This window comes from Dyella kyungheensis (genome assembly GCF_016905005.1).
In the GTDB taxonomy this organism is placed as follows: domain Bacteria; phylum Pseudomonadota; class Gammaproteobacteria; order Xanthomonadales; family Rhodanobacteraceae; genus Dyella; species Dyella kyungheensis.
Genome location: NZ_JADIKC010000005.1, coordinates 360,220 through 376,919 on the forward strand (window position 1 = coordinate 360,220; position 16,700 = coordinate 376,919).

The window sequence follows — 16,700 nt, forward strand, 5'->3', positions numbered from 1 at the left end:
CCGTCAGGCGGCAGCGCGACCGATCGATGCGCCGCCGTCGACATAGAGTGTCTGCCCGGTGATGTAGCTGGCGCCATCGGACAGCAGGAACTCCACCGTCGCCGCCAGTTCGTCCGGCTTGCCCAGGCGCTTCATGGGAACCACGGCGAGGAAGCGTTGCTCGGCCTCGCTGCCTTCAGGCGTGTTTGCGCGGAACAGCTCCGTTTCCGTCGGACCTGGCGCCACCGCATTCACCGTGATGCCGCTTTCGGCGAGTTCCAGCCCCCAGGTGCGGGTGAAACTGTTCACCGCAGCCTTGGCGGCGGCGTAGGACGTGCGCTGCGCGTAACCCAGCGCGACCAGGCTGGTGATGTTTACCACGCGCCCCCAACCCTTCGCGCGCATCTGCGGCAGCAACGCCTGCACGGCCTGGACGGTGGGTACGAGGTTGATGCGAAGCACGTCGTCGAGGTCGTCCAGGTCCACCTCGCCAATCGGCGCCACGCGCACATAGCCGACGTTGTTGACCACGCCGTCGAAGGAGTATCGCTCGACCAGCGCTTTCAGCGCCTTGTCGGTGGCCTCGCGATCGCCGAGATCGACCGAGACCAAAGTCCCAGGGAAATCCGGCTCGTCGACGTTTCGCGCCAGGCCCACGACGTGGTGTCCTGCCTTGGCGAGACGATGGGAAATGGCGCGGCCGATACCTTTGGTGGCGCCGGTGACGAGAAAAGTGCGGGATGACATGAGGGGGCTCCAGCGATTGGGGGGGGATTTCTTCAGCGATGTTTCGAGATGCCGGCAGCTTTCAGCGCCGTAGCCACGGCAGCGGTCATGCTGGCGCGGTCGGCATTGATGCGAGCCATCACGCGAAGGCCGAGCAGGACAGCCAATAGATGCGCGGAGGCGTCCGCGGCGGAAACGGTTGACGGCACCTCGCCAGTGCGACGGCCGGCCAACAGGCAGCGACGGAAAAAGGCGCGGATGGCGTCGATTTCGGTTGCAATGGCGGCGCGCAGCTCAGGCGCGTCGGGCGTTGCTTCCAGCGCCGAGTTCACCAGAAAACAGCCGCGCTGTTGCCTATCGGATAGCGAACGTTCGATGACTTCGTTGAAGAACGCGGCGACAGCCTCGCTGGGTGCCAATGTTTGTTCCAGGCGATCGATGCGCTCCCGCAGCGTTGCGTCCAGGTAATGCTGCAAGGCCCGCTGGAACAATGCCTGCTTGTCGCCGAACGCGTTGTACAGGCTGGTCACCGTCAAGCCGGTGCGCTGCGCCAGGTCGCGCGTGGAGGTGGCCTCGTAGCCACGCGTCCAGAATGCCTCGGCAACGGCTTGGAGGGTTTTCTGTTCGTCGAATTCGCGTGGCCGTGCCATGGCGTATCTCGTTTTGTAACGGTCGGAACAATATTATGTATCGACCGTTACAGAATTCAAGTGCCATCGAACGTGAGGCGGTGGAACGCCCCGTCCGCAGGGTGAAAGGGTCAGGCGGCCTTGGCTCGCCAGCGGTTGTACGTGAAGCCGATGGCCAGCATCAGCGCCACCGCCAACTGCGCCAGCAGCGACTGCCAGGTGGGATAGATGCCCAGCAGGTCGATGGACGGCACCGGCGCCACGGTCACCGCCGTCCATCCCGCTTCCTGCAGTGCTGCCACGCCCTTGCCGGTAAGCACGATCGCCAGTAGCGCGATCACCAGCGAGCTGATCGAGAAGAACAGGCCCAGCGGCAGGCGCTGGCTGGTGCGCAGCAGTACCCAGGCGATGAAACCGAGGATGATGGCGCCCACCACGATGCCCGCGAGCAACCACTGTCCCTGGCCCTCGTTCCACAACGCGGTGTAGAACAGGATGGTCTCGAACACCTCGCGATAGACCGAGATGAAGGTGAGGCCGAACACGAACCATGCCGAGCGCCGGTCCAGCGCCGTGGCCATCTTCGCCTTCAGATAGGACTGCCAGCGGCCACCGATGCTCTTCTGGTGCATCCACAACCCGACCGCCAGCAGCACGGCGGCGGCAAACAGCGAGGAAAGCCCTTCGGTCAGTTCGCGACTGGCGCCGCTGATCGAGATGGCGTAACTGGCCACCGCCCAGGTGGCCGCGCCCGCCAGCAGCGCCAGCAACCAGCCGGCATGCACATAGCGCGTGGCGTCGTGCCGATCCGCCTTGCGCAGGAAGGCCAGCAGCGCCACCACGACCAACAGCGCTTCCAGGCCTTCGCGTACCAGGATGGTGAGCGCGCCGACGAACGTGGTCATCGGATTCGCTGCGCTTGCCGTCAGCAGCGCCTGCGCCTGGGCGAGCAGCGCATCCACTTCGTGCGCCTGGGTGGGCACCGCATCGTTTGCCGCGGGCAGCGACAGCGACGTGCGATAGGCGCCCATGGCGGTTTCGATGCGGGCGCGCAGTGCCGCGTCGCGCGCATCGAGCCGGGCTTCCACCGGTTCGACGCCGTCGAGATAGGCCGAGAGCGCCAGCTCCCGCGCCTCTTCCGACTTGCCTTTGCGATAGGCCTCCACGCTGTCGGCGACACGCGTGCGCGCCAGCGAAAGGCCGGTCAGCGCTTCGTGCACCGCCTCGGGATGCGCGCGCAGATAGCCCACGACAAGGCGTGCCTGGGCCGTCCCGATCACCTCGGCGAGACCGGCGACGCGTGCACGCGCCAATTCACTGGGCGAGGCGATGGCGCCACGGGCGCGTTGATCGGTGCGCCAGGCCTGCTCGCCGTTTGTCATCGCGTCGGGATAGGCGAGGGTGCCGACGTAAAAGGCGAGCGACCAGCGATCGTCGGTGGAAAGCGTCTGCGCATAACTCGCCATGGGCGTGCCGGCAACGCCCTGGCTGATGACTTCGTAGAGCGACAGCGCGCTGCGCTGGTCGGCCCGCGAGGCATCGGTGAAGTCGATCGGCCGCGGCGACAGCTGAAGTCCCGCGGGGCCATCGCCATGACCGGTGGTGCCGTGGCAGACGGCGCACTGCATCTGGTAGACGGCGGCGCCGCGGGCGAGATTCGGCGCCTCGGTGGGCGCGGTGGGAATCGGATAGGCCTGCAGCAGCGTATCGGTCAGCGCATGCGCCTGGCGCGCTACGTCGGACGCCGGTGCCTTGGCGTCGATCAACTGGATCAACCGGTCAGCCTGTTCGCGCAGCACCGGCGTGGCCGCGGCAGGCGGCAGCGCCGCCACGCGATCGCGCGCATGGCGGGCGAATTCGCGCATCTCGTCGTATTCCGACGCGCTTGTCACCTCGCCATTTTTCACTGCGCCCGCATAGTCCGCGGCGAGGTAATCGAGCATCTGCCAGGTCTTTGGCACGCTGGCCGCGGGATCGTTGGCGTCCGTCTGCGCATGGGCTGGCAGCGAGGCCAGGCCCAGCAGGAGGATCAGCAGCGGGAGTGCGCGCCAGGCTTCACAAATGCGATTGATTCTCATCTGTGAAGTGTACTCCCATCATTGCCCTCACGACACGATGTGCAGCGGACCGAGCACGCGCGACGGGTGTTCGAGCGACAGCCGTCCCAGGCCCATCCCCAGGCTGAGCCCTTGCGCCACCCGCTCGGCGGTACCGATGAAGAGTTCGGCCACGGGCGCGTCGAAGACTTCGCGGGTGGTTTCCCGCCACAGCGCCAGCCAGCGATGAAACAGGCTCGGCGGGAACGCAGGTAACGCACGGTGCACGCCCATCGGGTTGCCTTTGTATCGGCCCGAGCGCAACACCAGCGAGGACCAGAAATCGCGCAACAACACCTTGTGCGTCGTCCAGTCATGGATGGCCGTGTCGAACACTGGACCCAGCTCCGCGTCCGCGCGCACTTTGTCGTAGAAGCGGTCGACCAGGGTGGCGATGCCGATTTCGTTTGCAGCGGGGAAAAGTGCCATGCGATGAACTCTTCAGCGGAGCGTCAACCCGGCGCGCCATCACGACGGGGGGTGAGATAGATCCATAGCGAGCGCGCGATCCATGGGACCAGCGAGAGCAGCCACAACGCTGCCGCCGCGATATACCAGGGCCAGGGCTGCGAGAGGTATTCAGCGGCAATGCGAACCAGGGCAACCCCTTGGATACCCATAAAGGCGAACCAGGGAACCGGACCCATGGCCAGCGGACGACCCGAATGGCCATGCGTCACGCGTGTCACCATCGCCACCAGCATGGAGCTGAAGAAGCCGATGGTCAGCGCATGCAGTGGCGCCAGCGCGCGTGAATTCGTATGCGTGATGTAGCTGTGGATGCTGTCCACGGTGTACAGCAGGAACGACAGCGGCAGCCATGCCAGCGCCACGTACAACACCAGCAGCAAGCCGGGGCGTTTCGCCTTCCAGGGTTGCCAGGCCAGCCATTGCCACAACAGCAGCGCCGTCATCGGCGTGTCCACCAGCCATCGCCAGTTCGCCGCATCGAGCAGGTCAAAACCCAGATGGGCAAGGCTCAGCATCCAGACCGCCAGCAGGGATCCGATCGGCCGCACCACGCGGTAGTTGGCGATGACGTTGCCGGAAAAGAACGGCACCATCCGGTGCGCCACGGTGAAGTACATCGGCAACAGCAGGCCGAAGGTGGCGATCTTGTTGGCTGCCGGTACCCATAGCAGCGATGCACCGAGGCTCGCGCACAACACCATGGCCAGTCCGATTGCCCCGAGCGCCAGCGCGCACCACGCCGACCTGGCCCAGACGTCGCGGTAACCATGGCGGTGCAGGCGATGCCCCAGTGTTCCCAATGCAATGAGCCAACCAAGCAACATGCCACTCAGACCGACGGGCAGCGCCTGTGGCCAACCACTTGCCGCCGCCAGCACGAGCGCGCCGCCGCCGAGCATCAAGCCGAAGACGGCGGCATAGACATGGCGAGGCACGGCTTCCACGTTCATCCAACGAGGAAAGACGGTGAGCAGGAAGCCCATCACGAACGGCACGAGGGTGGCGTATTGCATCAGTACGCCGTGGGTCCATCCCACCGGGAGCGCTTGCGCCGCGAGCGGCCCACCGCGCCATGCGGCGATCAACACCCATAACCACCAGGCCATGCCGGCGGCCAACAGGATCGCGCCGACGGAAAACATGGCGCGATGCGGCGCGGCCAGCAGGATCGGCACGGTGGACGAGGAAGTCGCTGCGGCGGAAGAGGTGGATGGCATGACGGGCGTTTCGCGTTGCGCTACATGCGGCTGGGCTGCGCCGATTCTGGGCGTGTCCGCTGCCGCGGTCGATGACCGCATTGCCGCACGCGCGGCAAACCGCCGCGGTGCGCCGGACCGGCTGTGACTTCAAGCACGGGTGCGCGATGGCGGCGCGGCGCATGCTTCGCGGCATGGCCGGGAGGGGTGTTCATGTTGCGTCGATCGATCGTGCTAGGACTGTTTGCCGCAGCGGCTGTGTTGCCGCTTCATGCCGACGAGGCGCCGGCCGCGTTGCGGGACGAGTTGGTGCAAACCACGCAGAAACTGATGGACGCCTTGCCCACGGGCGACAAGGCGATCTGGGAAAAATCGGTCACCGACGATGCGGTGATGATCGACGAGTTTGGCCGCGTGGCGAGCAAGGCCGAAACCATTGAAAGCCTGCGCGCGTTTCCGCCCGGCATCACCGGCAACATGGAAATGCGCGATCCGCATGCCTGGCTGCATGGCGACAGTGCCTTGCTGAGCGTGGAGCAGTACGAAACCGAATCCTACTTCGGACAGAAGTTCGTCGTGCGCTACCGCGCGCTGCTTACCTTCGTAAAGCAGGCCGGCGAATGGAAGGTGGCGGGTTTCGAGGATGTGACCATTCCCACCGCGCCGCCGAAGATCGATGTGCCGGGCCTGGTATTGAGCGACTACGCCGGCACCTATCGCTACACGCCGGAGCGCGCCTGGACGGTATCGGTGGATCACGGCGTGCTCGGCTATGTCACCAAGGCGGGCGGCAAGCTCAATACCCTGCAGCCGGTGGCGAAAGACGTGTTCATGGGCAGCGACGACGAGCGCAACCTGCTGGTATTCCAGCGCGATACGCATGGCAGGATCACGGCGCTGATCGAACGGCGCAAGTTCAACGACCTGCGTCTGAACAGGGAAGGTTGAGCGCGCTCACGCACCCCGCGGGCGATGTTTCAGGAAGCGCAGCGTGGCCTGTTCCAGCTTGCGCGAGTGTTGCACGCAGGCGGCGGGCACCAGCCGGTGCAACTCGCCGCTGCTCCAGCCGGTGAAAGCCTTGGGGTGGATGTACGAGGTTCGGCAGACCTTTGGCGTATTGCGCAGTAGCGTGGCCACCTCGCGCACCACCGTGTTGATCGTTTCCTGTTGGCTGCGTTCTCCCGCGTCCTCGGGTAGCGGCGTGGCGGCGAGCAGGCCCACCGCCTGCACGGTGCCGGCCCAGGTGCGGAAATCCTTGGCGGTGAAATCGCCCTGGGAGGCGTCGCGTAGATAATCGTTGACCATGCCCGAGTCGACGGCATGGCGCTTGCCGTCTTCATCGAGATATTGAAACAGCCGCTGTCCCGGCAGTTGCTGCACGCGCCGCAACAGGCGGACCAGCCGCTTGTTGCTGAGTTTCACCTCGCTCTGCTGGCCGCTCTTGGCGCGAAAACTCAGTTGCAGGCTGCCCGCCTGCGTGCGCAGGTGGCGCGAGCGCAAGGTGGTCAGTCCGTAGCTGCCGTTGTCGGTGGTGTAGGCCTCGTTGCCCACGCGGATCAGCGTTTCGTCGAGCAGGCGCACGACCAGGGCCAGGACTTTTTCCTTCGGCCATCCGGGCAGGGTGAGGTCGTTGCGCACGCGTCGGCGGATGCGCGGCAGTGCGGCGCCGAATTCCGCCATGTGCGAAAACTTTCCGCCATCGCGCACGCGTCGCCAGCGTGGGTGGTAGCGATACTGCTTGCGCCCCTTGGCGTCGCGGCCGGTGGCCTGCAGATGCCCGCGCGGGTTGGCGCAGATCCATACATCCGCATAGGCGGGCGGTATCGCCAGCAGGCGGATGCGCTCGATCACGGCGTTGCGGATCACGCGCTTGCCGCGCGCATCCAGGTACACGAAGCCCTTGCCGCGCCGCCGCCGTCGCAGGCCGGGCTCGTCGTCGCTGACGTAGACCAGCCCTTCGGCCGCGGCGTCGCGTTCCGGTCCGGTCTTGGCGTGGCTCACGGCTGATCTCCGCTCATGCCGCGAGGCTTCCACGGCGCGTGTGAATCGCTTGATTGCCTTTTGTGACCGCCGCATGGGGAGTGCTGTGCGACCATAAGCGGCATGGATGAGTTCGTCATGCCCAGGTCGCTCAGCAAGGGGCGTACCTTCGTCTACATGCTGCCGTGGCGCGAGCAGGACCTGTTGAAAGTGGGCTACTCGCGCCAACCGCTGGTGCGCATGCGCACCTTGCATCGACGCTTCTTCGACGTGTTCGACCTGGAGCGCGGCCTGCTGCTGGAAACCGAGCGGCTGGCGCAGGCGCGCCAGATCGAACGGGACATCATCGTCCGCCATGCCACGCAACGCTCGCCCGCACCGCTGACGGTGCCGGACGAGGCGGCCGGCTACAGCGAATGGTTTCGGGGCATTTGCCCGGAGGTGACAGCGCTGCTGCACGATGCGGCGGCGCGGGAAGGGTTTGCGTTGCACAGCCTGCGCGACTGGCTGCGCCAGTGGTTCGGCAGCCAGGGCGATGGCCTTTACGAGTGGTCGCTGCGCATGCTCGAGGCCATCGAGTACGAGGCCTTCAACGTCCCGCCGGAGTGGCAGCGCGGGGAGGCGGCACGCTCGCTGCGTTACGTGATGGATGCATGCGAAGCGGTGGGGCTGCCGCTTGCCGACCTGTTTCCCGACGGTGCGCTGGCATGGCGCCATGGCCTCTAGCGGACCACGCCGAACTCGCAAAAATCCCACACCGCCGTGATGAATTCCGGCCTACGCTTCGCGCATGAACCGTACCCGTCTACGCCTCGAACGCAGCCTCGGCGAACTCGACATCGAGGTGTCCTCGTTGCTCCAGTCGCACCCCTCGGCCACGGAATTCTGGCCCCGCTTCGCCGAGCTGGCGGACGAACTGATGCAGCGCAGCGACCCCACCGACCAGGACTGGCTGACCGCACGCATCGGTGCCATGTTGAGCACGCACGGCGTGCAGGGCAGCTATCCGCTGTTCTGAAAACTCACTGCTCGACCTGGATGCGCACATCGTTGGCGCCGCGTTCGCGGAAGGTCACTACGCGCCCGCCGATGCGTTCGAAGCCGACGTCCAGTTGCGCGCCGCCCACCTCGAGGCCGTGCACGATCAACCGGTCGATACCCTGTGGCAGCCGTGGGCGACGGACGTGCACGATGCCGCGGCGCCCATCGATATCCACGCCCAGGCAGGCCTGCATCAGCATGAACATCGATCCCGCCGCCCAGGCCTGCGGCATGCACGCCACCGGATAGGCCACGGGCGGTTCGCCCGCCCGCCGCGGAAAGCCGCAGAACAATTCCGGCAGGCGCATGCCGAAGTGCGTGGCCGCCTCGAAGGTTTCGCCGACCAGGCGCACCACGTCGGCGCGCTCGCCGTATTGCGCCATGCCGGCGGCGCCCATGGCCACGTCATGCGGCCAGACCGAGCCATCGTGATAGGACATGGGGTTGTAGCGCGCCTGCGCGTTCGCCAGCGTGCGTATGCCCCAGCCGCCGTCGAATGCGGCGGACGACAGTTGGCGGATGACCTGTTGCGCGCGTTTCTTGCGCGGCAGCCCCGTATACAGCAGATGCCCCACGTTGGAGGCGCGCACGCGGCACAACGAGTCGTCGCCATCGCGGGCGATCGCATAGTTCGCCAGGTTCTCGTCCCAGAAGTACTCCTCCACCGCATGCCGCATGGTGCTGGCGCGCGTTCGCCAGTGCGAGGCGCGCTCGCTGTCGCCGCGATGCTCGGCGAGCTTGGCCATGCCGCGCAGCGCGGCATACACATAGCCCTGCACTTCGACCAGCGCGATCGGCCCCTGCGGAATGCGCCCGTCCGCATGAAAGACCGAATCGTTGCTGTCCTTCCAGCCCTGGTTCACCAGGCCGCCCTCGGCGCCGCGTGCGTAGGCGAGAAAGCCGTGGGCGTGCGCATCGCAGGTGGTTTCGATCCAGCCCATGGCGGCCTTGAGCGATGGCCACAGGGTGTCGATGAAGGCGTAGTCGGCGGTGCGTTGCGCATAGGCGCCGGCCAGCATCACGAACAGCGGCGTGCTGTCGACGCCGCCGTAATAGAGCCCGAACGGCACCTCGCCCAGCGAAGCCATTTCGCCAGAGCGCGTCTCGTGCATGATCTTGCCGGGCGCCGAATCGCGGAAGGCCGAGGTTTCCGTCGCCTGCCGGCTGGAGAGATAACCCAGCACGCCGCGTGCGAGGCTGGGGTCGACCCATAGCGTCTGCAATGCGGTAATCAGGCCGTCGCGTCCAAACGGGGTGGAAAACCAGGGGATGCCGGCGTAGGGATAGGGGCCGGTGGGCAGGTCGGCCACCAGCAGCGCGATATCCGCGCGCGAGCGGTCCAGCCAGTTGTTGAACAGGCGCGAGTTGCTCTTGAGGCTGGCGCCGCGATGGCGGCGTTGGCGCATGGTGGCGCGCGCCGCGGCGGCGGCGCGGCGGTAACGTTCGCGCGAAGGCCGAATGTGTTCGTCGCCCACTTCGATGTACAGCGAGCTGCTGCCCAGGCGTGGAATATCCAGCTCGAAATCGGCGCGTTGCGCGGCCACATGGCTCGGCGTCTCGGAGAAGGAGATCACCGTGCGGCGCATGACCTCGTCGAGCCCGCGATAGCCCAGCTGTACATGATCGCCTTCGATCTTGGCGGGCAGCGCCTCGCCACGCCGTTCGCGGTCGATGCCGCGCACTTCGAAGATGTCGCGAAAGTCGGCGTGGAAGCGCAGCCGCACCAGCACGGTGAGATCGCTGTCGTCGAAGTTGTGCAGATGGACCTGCTCGAACAAACGGTTGTCCCATAGCAGCCGCCTGCGCTGCACATGGATCACGCCCGCGGGCGCGGCCTTGCCACCGGTGGGCGGCAAGGGTTCGTTGGTGAGGTCGGCGGTGAACAACACATTGTCGTGGCTCACCGTGCCGCTCAGCAGGGAAGGGCGTGCCTCGCCCAGTTCGAGAATCCAATGCGAGAGTACGCGCGTGTCGTTGCGAAACATGCCCTCGGCGCCGCCCAGCATGTCGCCGCGCGCATCGCTGACGGCGAAACTGTGCGCCGCCTTGAGCGCGAACATGGCCCGCGTTTCGCCGATGGTGAGGTTTTCGGTAATTTCGTTGGGTGCAAACGCATCATTGTTCATCCGCTCGTCTCATTCCCTGCAGCTTTCATGTTCCCACTGCGCGCAGATCGGCCGGCGGCATCATCACCTGCCGATAAACGGTCTCATAGGCGGCCGCCATGACGTCGGCCGTGAAGCGTCGCTCGAAGACGCTGCGGATGCTCTTGCGGTTGAGGCGGGGAAGGCGCATCACGGCGTCGACGGCTTCGTCCTCGCTGTTTACTATGAAGCCAGTCAAGCCGTCGTCGACGACGCTCGGTACCGAGCCGCAATTCCATGCGATGACGGGTGTGCCGCAGGCCATCGCCTCGATCATCACCAGGCCGAACGGCTCGGGCCAGTCGATCGGGAACAGCAGCGCGCGCGCGTTGCCGAGGAAAGCCTCCTTGTTCGCATCGCTGATCTCGCCCACGAACTGCACCAGCGGATCGTCGAGCAGGGGAGCGATATGTTCGTGGAAATACGCCTGGTCAACGGCATCCACCTTGGCGGCGATGCGCAGCGGAATGCCCGCGCGTCGCGCGATGGCGATGGCCCGGTCAGGACGTTTTTCCGGCGAGATGCGACCGAGGAAGGCGAGATAGCCGTCGCCCGAGTGCGGATGCGCGCGATACAGGTCGGCCGGGATGCCGTGCGGCACGGTGGCGATCCACGAGGCATGCGGCAGCGGCGCGCGTTGCTGCCGGGAAATCGAGACCAGCGGATACTGAGGCCAGCGCGCGTAAGCGTCGGCCAGGTCGGTCAGGTCCAGTCGCCCGTGCAGGGTGGTGATGGTATGCGAGGCCACGGCTTCGAAGGCGGGCAGGTGCAGCAGGTCGATGTGGAAATGCAGCACGTCGAAGCGTTCGAGCTGGCGCTTCACCTCGTACAGCTGGGTCAGGTGCGCCGCGAGATCGGATTTGAGCGGCGAAGGATCCAGGCGTATCGACTGCGCGCGCGTGGCGCACAGGCGCGCATGTGTTTGCGCGTCGGCGCTGGCAAACAGCGTCACTTCATGGCCGCGTTTGACCAGTGCATCGGTGAGATAGGCCACGATGCGTTCGGTGCCGCCGTAAAGCTTGGGCGGAACGGCTTCGTACAGGGGAGAAATTTGAGCGATACGCACGGCCACCTCGATTCGGTCCGGATGCCGCCGGGATGGCGGCATCGTGGAAACAGTGCGTCCTTGCGGTCTTGCCCGGCGATCGAACTGACTGTCGGAGCACCAGGCTGCGCGTTCAGTCGGTGGCGGCGGTTGCGCGGCGCAAGCACGGGGCTCGCGAGGGGCGGTTGTTGCATCCGTTCCCGGCACTTTGCGTTGTCCCAGGTGGAGCCCGCGTGGAAACCATGTGTGGCGGCATCGTGGTGCAACGAAAAACGGCCGCCGGATTCCGGCGGCCGTCGAGAACAGCGTTTCCGTGTATCAGGCGGTAGCGAGAGTCGAGCCGGACGCCTTCGGTGTGGCGGGTTTGCTGGCGGGCGAGAGATCCGCGAGGCGGTAGCCGGCGGTGGGCAAGGTATGCATCAACGGCTTCTCGAACGGCTTGTCGATCGCACGACGCAGGATGTACAGATGCGAACGCAAGGTATCCGAATCGGGCAGCGATTCACCCCACACCTCGCGCTCCAGTCGCGAGCGGCTGACTACCCGCGGCGATTCGCGCATCAGGATGGCGAGCAGGCGCAGGCCGATCGGCGACAGGGTGAGTTCCTGTTCGGCGCGGCTCACGCTGAGCGTGCCCGTATCGAAGGTCAGGTCGCCCACGGTGAGGATCTCGCGCGAGACCTGGCGGCGCTCGCGCCGGATCAGGGTGCGCAGGCGGGCTTCGAGTTCGCGCAGGTCGAACGGCTTGCACAGGTAATCGTCCGCACCCGTGTCCAGGCCCGCCACCTTGTCGTCCAGGGTGTTGCGGCCGGTGAGCATCAGGATCGGCGCGCTCACCTTGTGCTCGCCGCGCAGGCGGCGGCAAACCTCGAGGCCGTCCATGCCCGGCAGCATGCCGTCGAGCACGATGGCATCGTAGTCGTTGGAGGAGGCGAGGTGCAGACCGGTAATGCCGTCATAGGCATAGTCGACGGTATAGCCCTGGCTTTCGAGATATTCGCCCGTGGCCTGTGCGTTCTGACGATTGTCTTCCACGAGTATGACGAAACCGGATCGACGTTTCTTGGCGTGCATGATGTTGGCCCCACTGTGCTGTATGCGGTCAATGCCGGGATCAGATCGTTCCCATCGTGAGCCACATGTGAAAACCTCGTTGCCGCTGCTGACCGGAGTCAGCTGGCGTCAAAACGAGCACGGTTTCAGTGCACTCGTGCCTCGGAGGCGGTGGAAATATCGTCGGCATTGTTGCGTTTGAAGACGTCCTTGGCCACGTCTTTCTGCTGGCCGCTCTCGGTGTGCACGGAGATCAGGATGTTGCCCTCGCGGATCTTCGCGTCGTAGCGTTTGGCTTCGAATTCCGGCATGCCCATGCCGACTAGGCCGCCGACCACGCCGCCCGTGGCCGTGCCCACGGCGGCGCCGCCCAGCGCGGCCATGACCGGGCCTGCCGCAATGAACGGACCGACGCCGGGAATCGCCAGCGCGCCGATGCCGGCCAGCCAGCCCAGCGCAGCGCCCACACCCATGCCGGCGATCCCGCCCGCGGTTGCGCCTTCCGGCGCCTTGGTGCTGTGCTCGTGGGCAAAGTCCTTGGTGCCGCGACGATCCGGCAGCAAGGCCGAGATATCGTTGTTGGTGAAGCCTGCCTGCTTGAGTTCGAGCAGGATCACTTCGGCTTGCTCGGGCGTACGGGCCATGCAGTAGACGGACGTGTTCATGCAGCAGCTCTCCTTGGAGTGGATCGACGTCTGGTGATTCGTGGCGGCGCCATCCAGGGCCTCGTTTGATTCACTTCGGCGCGAGTCAGTACTGCTCCTGATGGCAGCGGCGCTCGGTGGCATAGGTGGCGTTCTTGTCCTGGTGCGATTTCTGCACCTGATTGCCGACCACGCCGCCCGCGACCGCGCCACCCACCGTGGCAAGCGTCTTGCCCTTGCCGCCGCCGACCTGGTTGCCCAACACGCCGCCCGCCACGGCGCCAATCGCCGTGCCGGCCACGCGATGCGTATCGCTGGAGTTGATTTGCTTCACCGGGACGTCTTCGCAGACGGTGCGGGTCTGCGGTTGCGACGTCTGCGCGAAAGCCGCGCTCGAGCAGATGGCCAGGACCATGGCGAAGGAAGTGATGGCGCGCGTTTTCATGGCAGAGTTCTCCGTTGTGTCGCCTGCAGGAGCTAACGCCCCCGGGAGTGAGCGGCTGGTCAAATTCGGCGGCGCGAGTCAGCTGCGGTTGCCGACATCGCGGTGCCGTGTAGACGGGGATGAACGCTGGCGATACCGCTGCCGTGAATGCGCTTGTTCACGCATCGCGTGCACGCAGTTCAGCGACGGGCCGCGACGATGCGTTCGCGTCGAGCAGGAGTCGCAGCATGATCATCGAGACATTCAGTACGTACGTGGTGCAGGGCGAAGTGCCTGCGCCGACACCGGATCCGGTCAAGCCGCCGGCAACGCCGAATCCGACGGAGCCGCCCGTGCAACCCGAGCCTCCGCCGCCGACGCCGCAGCGTCCGCCGTTGACCGATCCCGAACCGCCGCCGGTGCCGATCAAGGATCCGGTGCCGCCGCCGGACCAGCAGCCGCATATGTGATCAGCAACACTGGCAAATCCTGTGGGAGCGCACTTGTGCGCGACGGGAGCGTCGCTACGCACCGCTTCGTACGCTTGTCGCGCACAAGTGCGCTCCCACAGGGGTGAGCTGCCATCGGGACCGCATCGACGATCCCGATGGCATCGAACGGTTACTGCATCGAATGCTTGATCGCACTCATCTGGTCGTGGCCCTGGCGGACCGATGCATACGCCTGCTGGATCGCCTCACGCGCCGAGAGCGACAGCTTGTCGTCCTTGAGCGCATCGTCGTACTTCGCCTTGATGTGATCCTCGCCGCGCTCGACTTCGTCGACCACTGCCTTGTCGCCATGGCTCATCGAGCTGCGCAAGCCGGTGAACACGCGATGGGCCGAGGCGAGCACGGTGCCGTCGTCGGCAGGATCGCCGCCTTCGCGACGCACGGCTTCGCGCAGGCGCGCAGCGATCTGGCGGCGTTCGGCGGCGCGGGTCAGGAAGAGGTCGCGGAACTGGGGATTTTCGGCGTCCTTGGCGGCTTCGGCGTAACCGTCCACGCTGTCGATGGTGGTTTCGATGAGACCGTTCAGTACCTTGATTTCGTGATCGTGCTGACTCATGGGGGTAACCTCGTCGTTGGTGTGTAACGACGATGGCGGTCGGTTCGTGAGCACCTTGCCGCTCGCATGTGAAATATCCGCGGCGGCACGCGGATTCGACCCGGACATTTGGCTGGCGTTGGGACAATCGCCTGCACGGCGACCATGCATCACGCTCAGCCGACACGATTGCGACGCGGCGTATCACATCATCCCGCTACAACTCGCCCCATGACCAAGAATCGCGAGAACCTCGACAGCGATCTCGAACGACTGCAGGGCTACGCGCGCGCGCTGGCGCGCAAGTATCCCGAGGCGCAGTCGTTCTGGCAGGAATTTTCAGGGCTGGCGGAAGAAGTGTTGCGCGACGCCGCGCACGAGGACCACGAATGGGTGCTTCATCGCATTCGCCGGATGGTGGCCGAGGTGGGCATGGGCGGTCCGCCGCCGCAGTTCTCGTGATCGCGTCAGGCCACGGCCTTGGCGGTGGCCTGGATGGCGGCCAGCAGCGTGCGCCGATCATACGGCTTGTTGAGATAGTGGCCGCCCGAGGCCAGCCAGGCCGGATCGGGCATGGCCTCGCCGGAGGTCAGCAGGATGCGCAAGTCGGGGTTGGCCTGTCGCGCCAGGCGGGCGAGTTCCGCGCCACCAATGCCCGGCAGGTTGACGTCGGCAAAGAGCACGTCGGGCTGGCGTTGTGCCAGCCACTCGTGGGCCAGTTCGCCGGTGGCCATGGCGAACACCTGATGGCCCTCCGATTCCAATAGCACGCTGGCAATGGTGCGGATGCCGTCGTCGTCTTCGACGAGAAGAATGGTCAGAACGTGATCGGAGCTCATGGATGCGTGGCTTGGGCGACATAGGGCCTCAACAGCCCTGTCTAAACACGAATGCGTCAAGGCCATGTCAAATTCCCGCTATGCCTGAAGTTTTCTTCGCTGGCTATTCCAAAGCGTGGCGCCTTCCCGGAAGATGAAACGATTTCCACGGGAGGCACCCATGTCGATTCTCAAGCAAGCGACCATCGACGCGATCAAGCAAAACGAGTCGGCTCTGCTGACCGCCTGGATAGCGGGCCTGGAGCAGGAAGGGTCGCTGTCGGACAACCGCATCACGCGCGACGAAGTGAGCGCACAGGCCAAGGACTTCCTTCGCCTGCTGGTGGCCGCTTCGGCCGTCGGCGATGCGGCCGATTTGTCCCGGGGCGAATGGGCGGAGTCGCGGCAGTTCCTGGAGTTGCTCTCGCGCAGTCGTGCCCAGCGCGGATTGGATTCGCAGCATACGGCGCGTTTCATCTTCTCGCTGAAGAGGCCGTTGTTCGATCAGCTGCAGACCACCTATGCGGGCGACCCGAAGGCGTTGTCGAACGAGGTCTGGGCCGTCTCCGAGCTGCTCGACCTGCTGGGCATGCATACCATCCGCGCGTTCCAGAAATCGCGCGAAGAGGTGATCATGCGCCAGCAGGAGGAATTGCTGGAGCTGTCAACGCCGGTGGTCAAGCTGTGGGATGGCGTGCTGGCGTTGCCGATGATCGGCACGCTGGACTCCCAGCGCACCCAGGTGGTGATGGAATCGCTGTTGCAGCGCATCGTCGAGACCGGCTCGGACATCGCCATCATCGACATTACCGGCGTCCCCACCGTCGATACGCTGGTGGCGCAACACCTGCTGAAGACCGTGACGGCCATTCGACTGATGGGCGCGGACTGCATCATCAGCGGCATCCGTCCGCAGATCGCGCAGACCATCGTGCATCTGGGCCTGGACCTCGGCGGCATCGTCACCAAGGCCAACCTGGCGGATGCGTTGGCACTGGCGCTCAAGCGCTCCGGGCTGACCGTGACGCGAGCCGAGTGACCCATGGATCGCATTCCCATTCTACGCATGGGCGACTTTCTGCTCGTCACCATCCAGGTCGATATGCATGACCAACTGGCGATGACACTGCAGGACGATCTTTCCACCAGGATCAACGAGACCTCGGCCAAAGGCGTGCTGATCGATATCTCGGCGCTGGATATCGTCGACTCGTTCATCGGCCGCATGATCGGCATGATCTCGGGACTGTCGCGCATCATGGACGCGGAGACCGTGGTGGTCGGCATGCAGCCCGCGGTGGCCATTACCCTGGTCGAGCTGGGGCTCACGCTGCAAGGCGTCAGTACGGCATTGAATGTCGAACGCGGCATGCAGCTCCTGCGCGAGCGTGTACAGAATCAATGAGC

20 protein-coding genes are annotated in these 16,700 nt (G+C 65.4%); 7 read left to right on the forward strand and 13 right to left on the reverse strand.

What is annotated here, in order from left to right; genetic code table 11:
- Positions 1 to 3 precede the first annotated feature (3 nt).
- From ISP20_RS12990 to ISP20_RS13010, 5 genes are all read right to left on the reverse strand, one after another.
- The gene (locus ISP20_RS12990) at positions 4 to 726 is read right to left on the reverse strand and encodes an SDR family oxidoreductase (RefSeq protein ID WP_204636508.1); all 723 of its coding nucleotides are present in this window, start codon (positions 724 to 726) and stop codon (positions 4 to 6) included.
- Between the two features lie 32 nt (positions 727 to 758).
- Positions 759 to 1,355: a TetR/AcrR family transcriptional regulator gene (locus tag ISP20_RS12995; protein WP_204636509.1), complete on the reverse strand. Its 597-nt coding sequence runs from the start codon at positions 1,353 to 1,355 to the stop codon at positions 759 to 761.
- A gap of 110 nt (positions 1,356 to 1,465) precedes the next feature.
- On the reverse strand, positions 1,466 to 3,412 hold the full coding sequence (locus ISP20_RS13000; protein WP_239535782.1) for an FTR1 family protein: 1,947 nt from the start codon (positions 3,410 to 3,412) through the stop codon (positions 1,466 to 1,468).
- A 27-nt stretch (positions 3,413 to 3,439) separates the two neighbouring features.
- Complete coding sequence (locus ISP20_RS13005) at positions 3,440 to 3,859, reverse strand: group III truncated hemoglobin (RefSeq protein WP_204636510.1); 420 nt, start codon at positions 3,857 to 3,859, stop codon at positions 3,440 to 3,442.
- A 23-nt stretch (positions 3,860 to 3,882) separates the two neighbouring features.
- Positions 3,883 to 5,118: an NnrS family protein gene (locus tag ISP20_RS13010; protein WP_204636511.1), complete on the reverse strand. Its 1,236-nt coding sequence runs from the start codon at positions 5,116 to 5,118 to the stop codon at positions 3,883 to 3,885.
- A gap of 192 nt (positions 5,119 to 5,310) precedes the next feature.
- Between ISP20_RS13010 and ISP20_RS13015 the strand changes: the two genes are divergently transcribed.
- On the forward strand, positions 5,311 to 6,045 hold the full coding sequence (locus tag ISP20_RS13015; protein ID WP_204636512.1) for a nuclear transport factor 2 family protein: 735 nt from the start codon (positions 5,311 to 5,313) through the stop codon (positions 6,043 to 6,045).
- A gap of 6 nt (positions 6,046 to 6,051) precedes the next feature.
- Here the strand turns inward: ISP20_RS13015 and ISP20_RS13020 are convergent, their stop codons facing one another.
- On the reverse strand, positions 6,052 to 7,098 hold the full coding sequence (locus ISP20_RS13020; RefSeq protein WP_338031000.1) for a DNA topoisomerase IB: 1,047 nt from the start codon (positions 7,096 to 7,098) through the stop codon (positions 6,052 to 6,054).
- A gap of 117 nt (positions 7,099 to 7,215) precedes the next feature.
- On the opposite strand from ISP20_RS13020, the gene ISP20_RS13025 reads away from it, so the two are divergent.
- Complete coding sequence (locus ISP20_RS13025) at positions 7,216 to 7,803, forward strand: hypothetical protein (RefSeq protein ID WP_204636514.1); 588 nt, start codon at positions 7,216 to 7,218, stop codon at positions 7,801 to 7,803.
- A 64-nt stretch (positions 7,804 to 7,867) separates the two neighbouring features.
- Positions 7,868 to 8,095, forward strand: a complete 228-nt coding sequence (locus ISP20_RS13030; protein ID WP_204636515.1) for a hypothetical protein — start codon at positions 7,868 to 7,870, stop codon at positions 8,093 to 8,095.
- 4 nt (positions 8,096 to 8,099) lie between these two features.
- On the opposite strand, the gene ISP20_RS13035 is transcribed toward ISP20_RS13030, so the two are convergent.
- The 5 genes from ISP20_RS13035 to ISP20_RS13055 all read right to left on the reverse strand — a co-directional run bounded on the left by ISP20_RS13035 (position 8,100) and on the right by ISP20_RS13055 (position 13,449).
- A complete protein-coding gene (locus tag ISP20_RS13035; RefSeq protein WP_239535784.1) occupies positions 8,100 to 10,244 on the reverse strand; it encodes an amylo-alpha-1,6-glucosidase in 2,145 nt (714 codons plus the stop codon).
- Between the two features lie 25 nt (positions 10,245 to 10,269).
- Positions 10,270 to 11,328, reverse strand: a complete 1,059-nt coding sequence (locus ISP20_RS13040) for a glycosyltransferase family 4 protein (RefSeq protein WP_204636516.1) — start codon at positions 11,326 to 11,328, stop codon at positions 10,270 to 10,272.
- A gap of 297 nt (positions 11,329 to 11,625) precedes the next feature.
- On the reverse strand, positions 11,626 to 12,381 hold the full coding sequence (locus tag ISP20_RS13045; protein WP_204636517.1) for a response regulator transcription factor: 756 nt from the start codon (positions 12,379 to 12,381) through the stop codon (positions 11,626 to 11,628).
- A 125-nt stretch (positions 12,382 to 12,506) separates the two neighbouring features.
- Complete coding sequence (locus tag ISP20_RS13050; protein ID WP_204636518.1) at positions 12,507 to 13,025, reverse strand: hypothetical protein; 519 nt, start codon at positions 13,023 to 13,025, stop codon at positions 12,507 to 12,509.
- 85 nt (positions 13,026 to 13,110) lie between these two features.
- Positions 13,111 to 13,449: a glycine zipper 2TM domain-containing protein gene (locus ISP20_RS13055; RefSeq protein WP_204636519.1), complete on the reverse strand. Its 339-nt coding sequence runs from the start codon at positions 13,447 to 13,449 to the stop codon at positions 13,111 to 13,113.
- A 227-nt stretch (positions 13,450 to 13,676) separates the two neighbouring features.
- Here ISP20_RS13055 and ISP20_RS13060 point away from each other — a divergent pair, with 227 nt between their 5' ends.
- Complete coding sequence (locus ISP20_RS13060) at positions 13,677 to 13,898, forward strand: hypothetical protein (RefSeq protein WP_204636520.1); 222 nt, start codon at positions 13,677 to 13,679, stop codon at positions 13,896 to 13,898.
- A 151-nt stretch (positions 13,899 to 14,049) separates the two neighbouring features.
- Here the strand turns inward: ISP20_RS13060 and ISP20_RS13065 are convergent, their stop codons facing one another.
- On the reverse strand, positions 14,050 to 14,496 hold the full coding sequence (locus ISP20_RS13065) for a ferritin-like domain-containing protein (RefSeq protein WP_204636521.1): 447 nt from the start codon (positions 14,494 to 14,496) through the stop codon (positions 14,050 to 14,052).
- A 210-nt stretch (positions 14,497 to 14,706) separates the two neighbouring features.
- Here ISP20_RS13065 and ISP20_RS13070 point away from each other — a divergent pair, with 210 nt between their 5' ends.
- Positions 14,707 to 14,937 (forward strand): hypothetical protein, encoded by a 231-nt coding sequence (locus ISP20_RS13070; protein ID WP_204636522.1) that lies wholly within the window; start codon positions 14,707 to 14,709, stop codon positions 14,935 to 14,937.
- A gap of 5 nt (positions 14,938 to 14,942) precedes the next feature.
- Here the strand turns inward: ISP20_RS13070 and ISP20_RS13075 are convergent, their stop codons facing one another.
- Entirely contained in the window at positions 14,943 to 15,314 is a 372-nt protein-coding gene (locus ISP20_RS13075) for a response regulator transcription factor (RefSeq protein ID WP_204636523.1), read from the reverse strand.
- A gap of 160 nt (positions 15,315 to 15,474) precedes the next feature.
- Here ISP20_RS13075 and ISP20_RS13080 point away from each other — a divergent pair, with 160 nt between their 5' ends.
- Both ISP20_RS13080 and ISP20_RS13085 read left to right on the forward strand, forming a co-directional pair.
- A complete protein-coding gene (locus ISP20_RS13080) occupies positions 15,475 to 16,332 on the forward strand; it encodes an STAS domain-containing protein (protein WP_204636524.1) in 858 nt (285 codons plus the stop codon).
- A gap of 3 nt (positions 16,333 to 16,335) precedes the next feature.
- Positions 16,336 to 16,698 (forward strand): STAS domain-containing protein, encoded by a 363-nt coding sequence (locus tag ISP20_RS13085; protein WP_204636525.1) that lies wholly within the window; start codon positions 16,336 to 16,338, stop codon positions 16,696 to 16,698.
- Positions 16,699 to 16,700 lie beyond the last annotated feature (2 nt).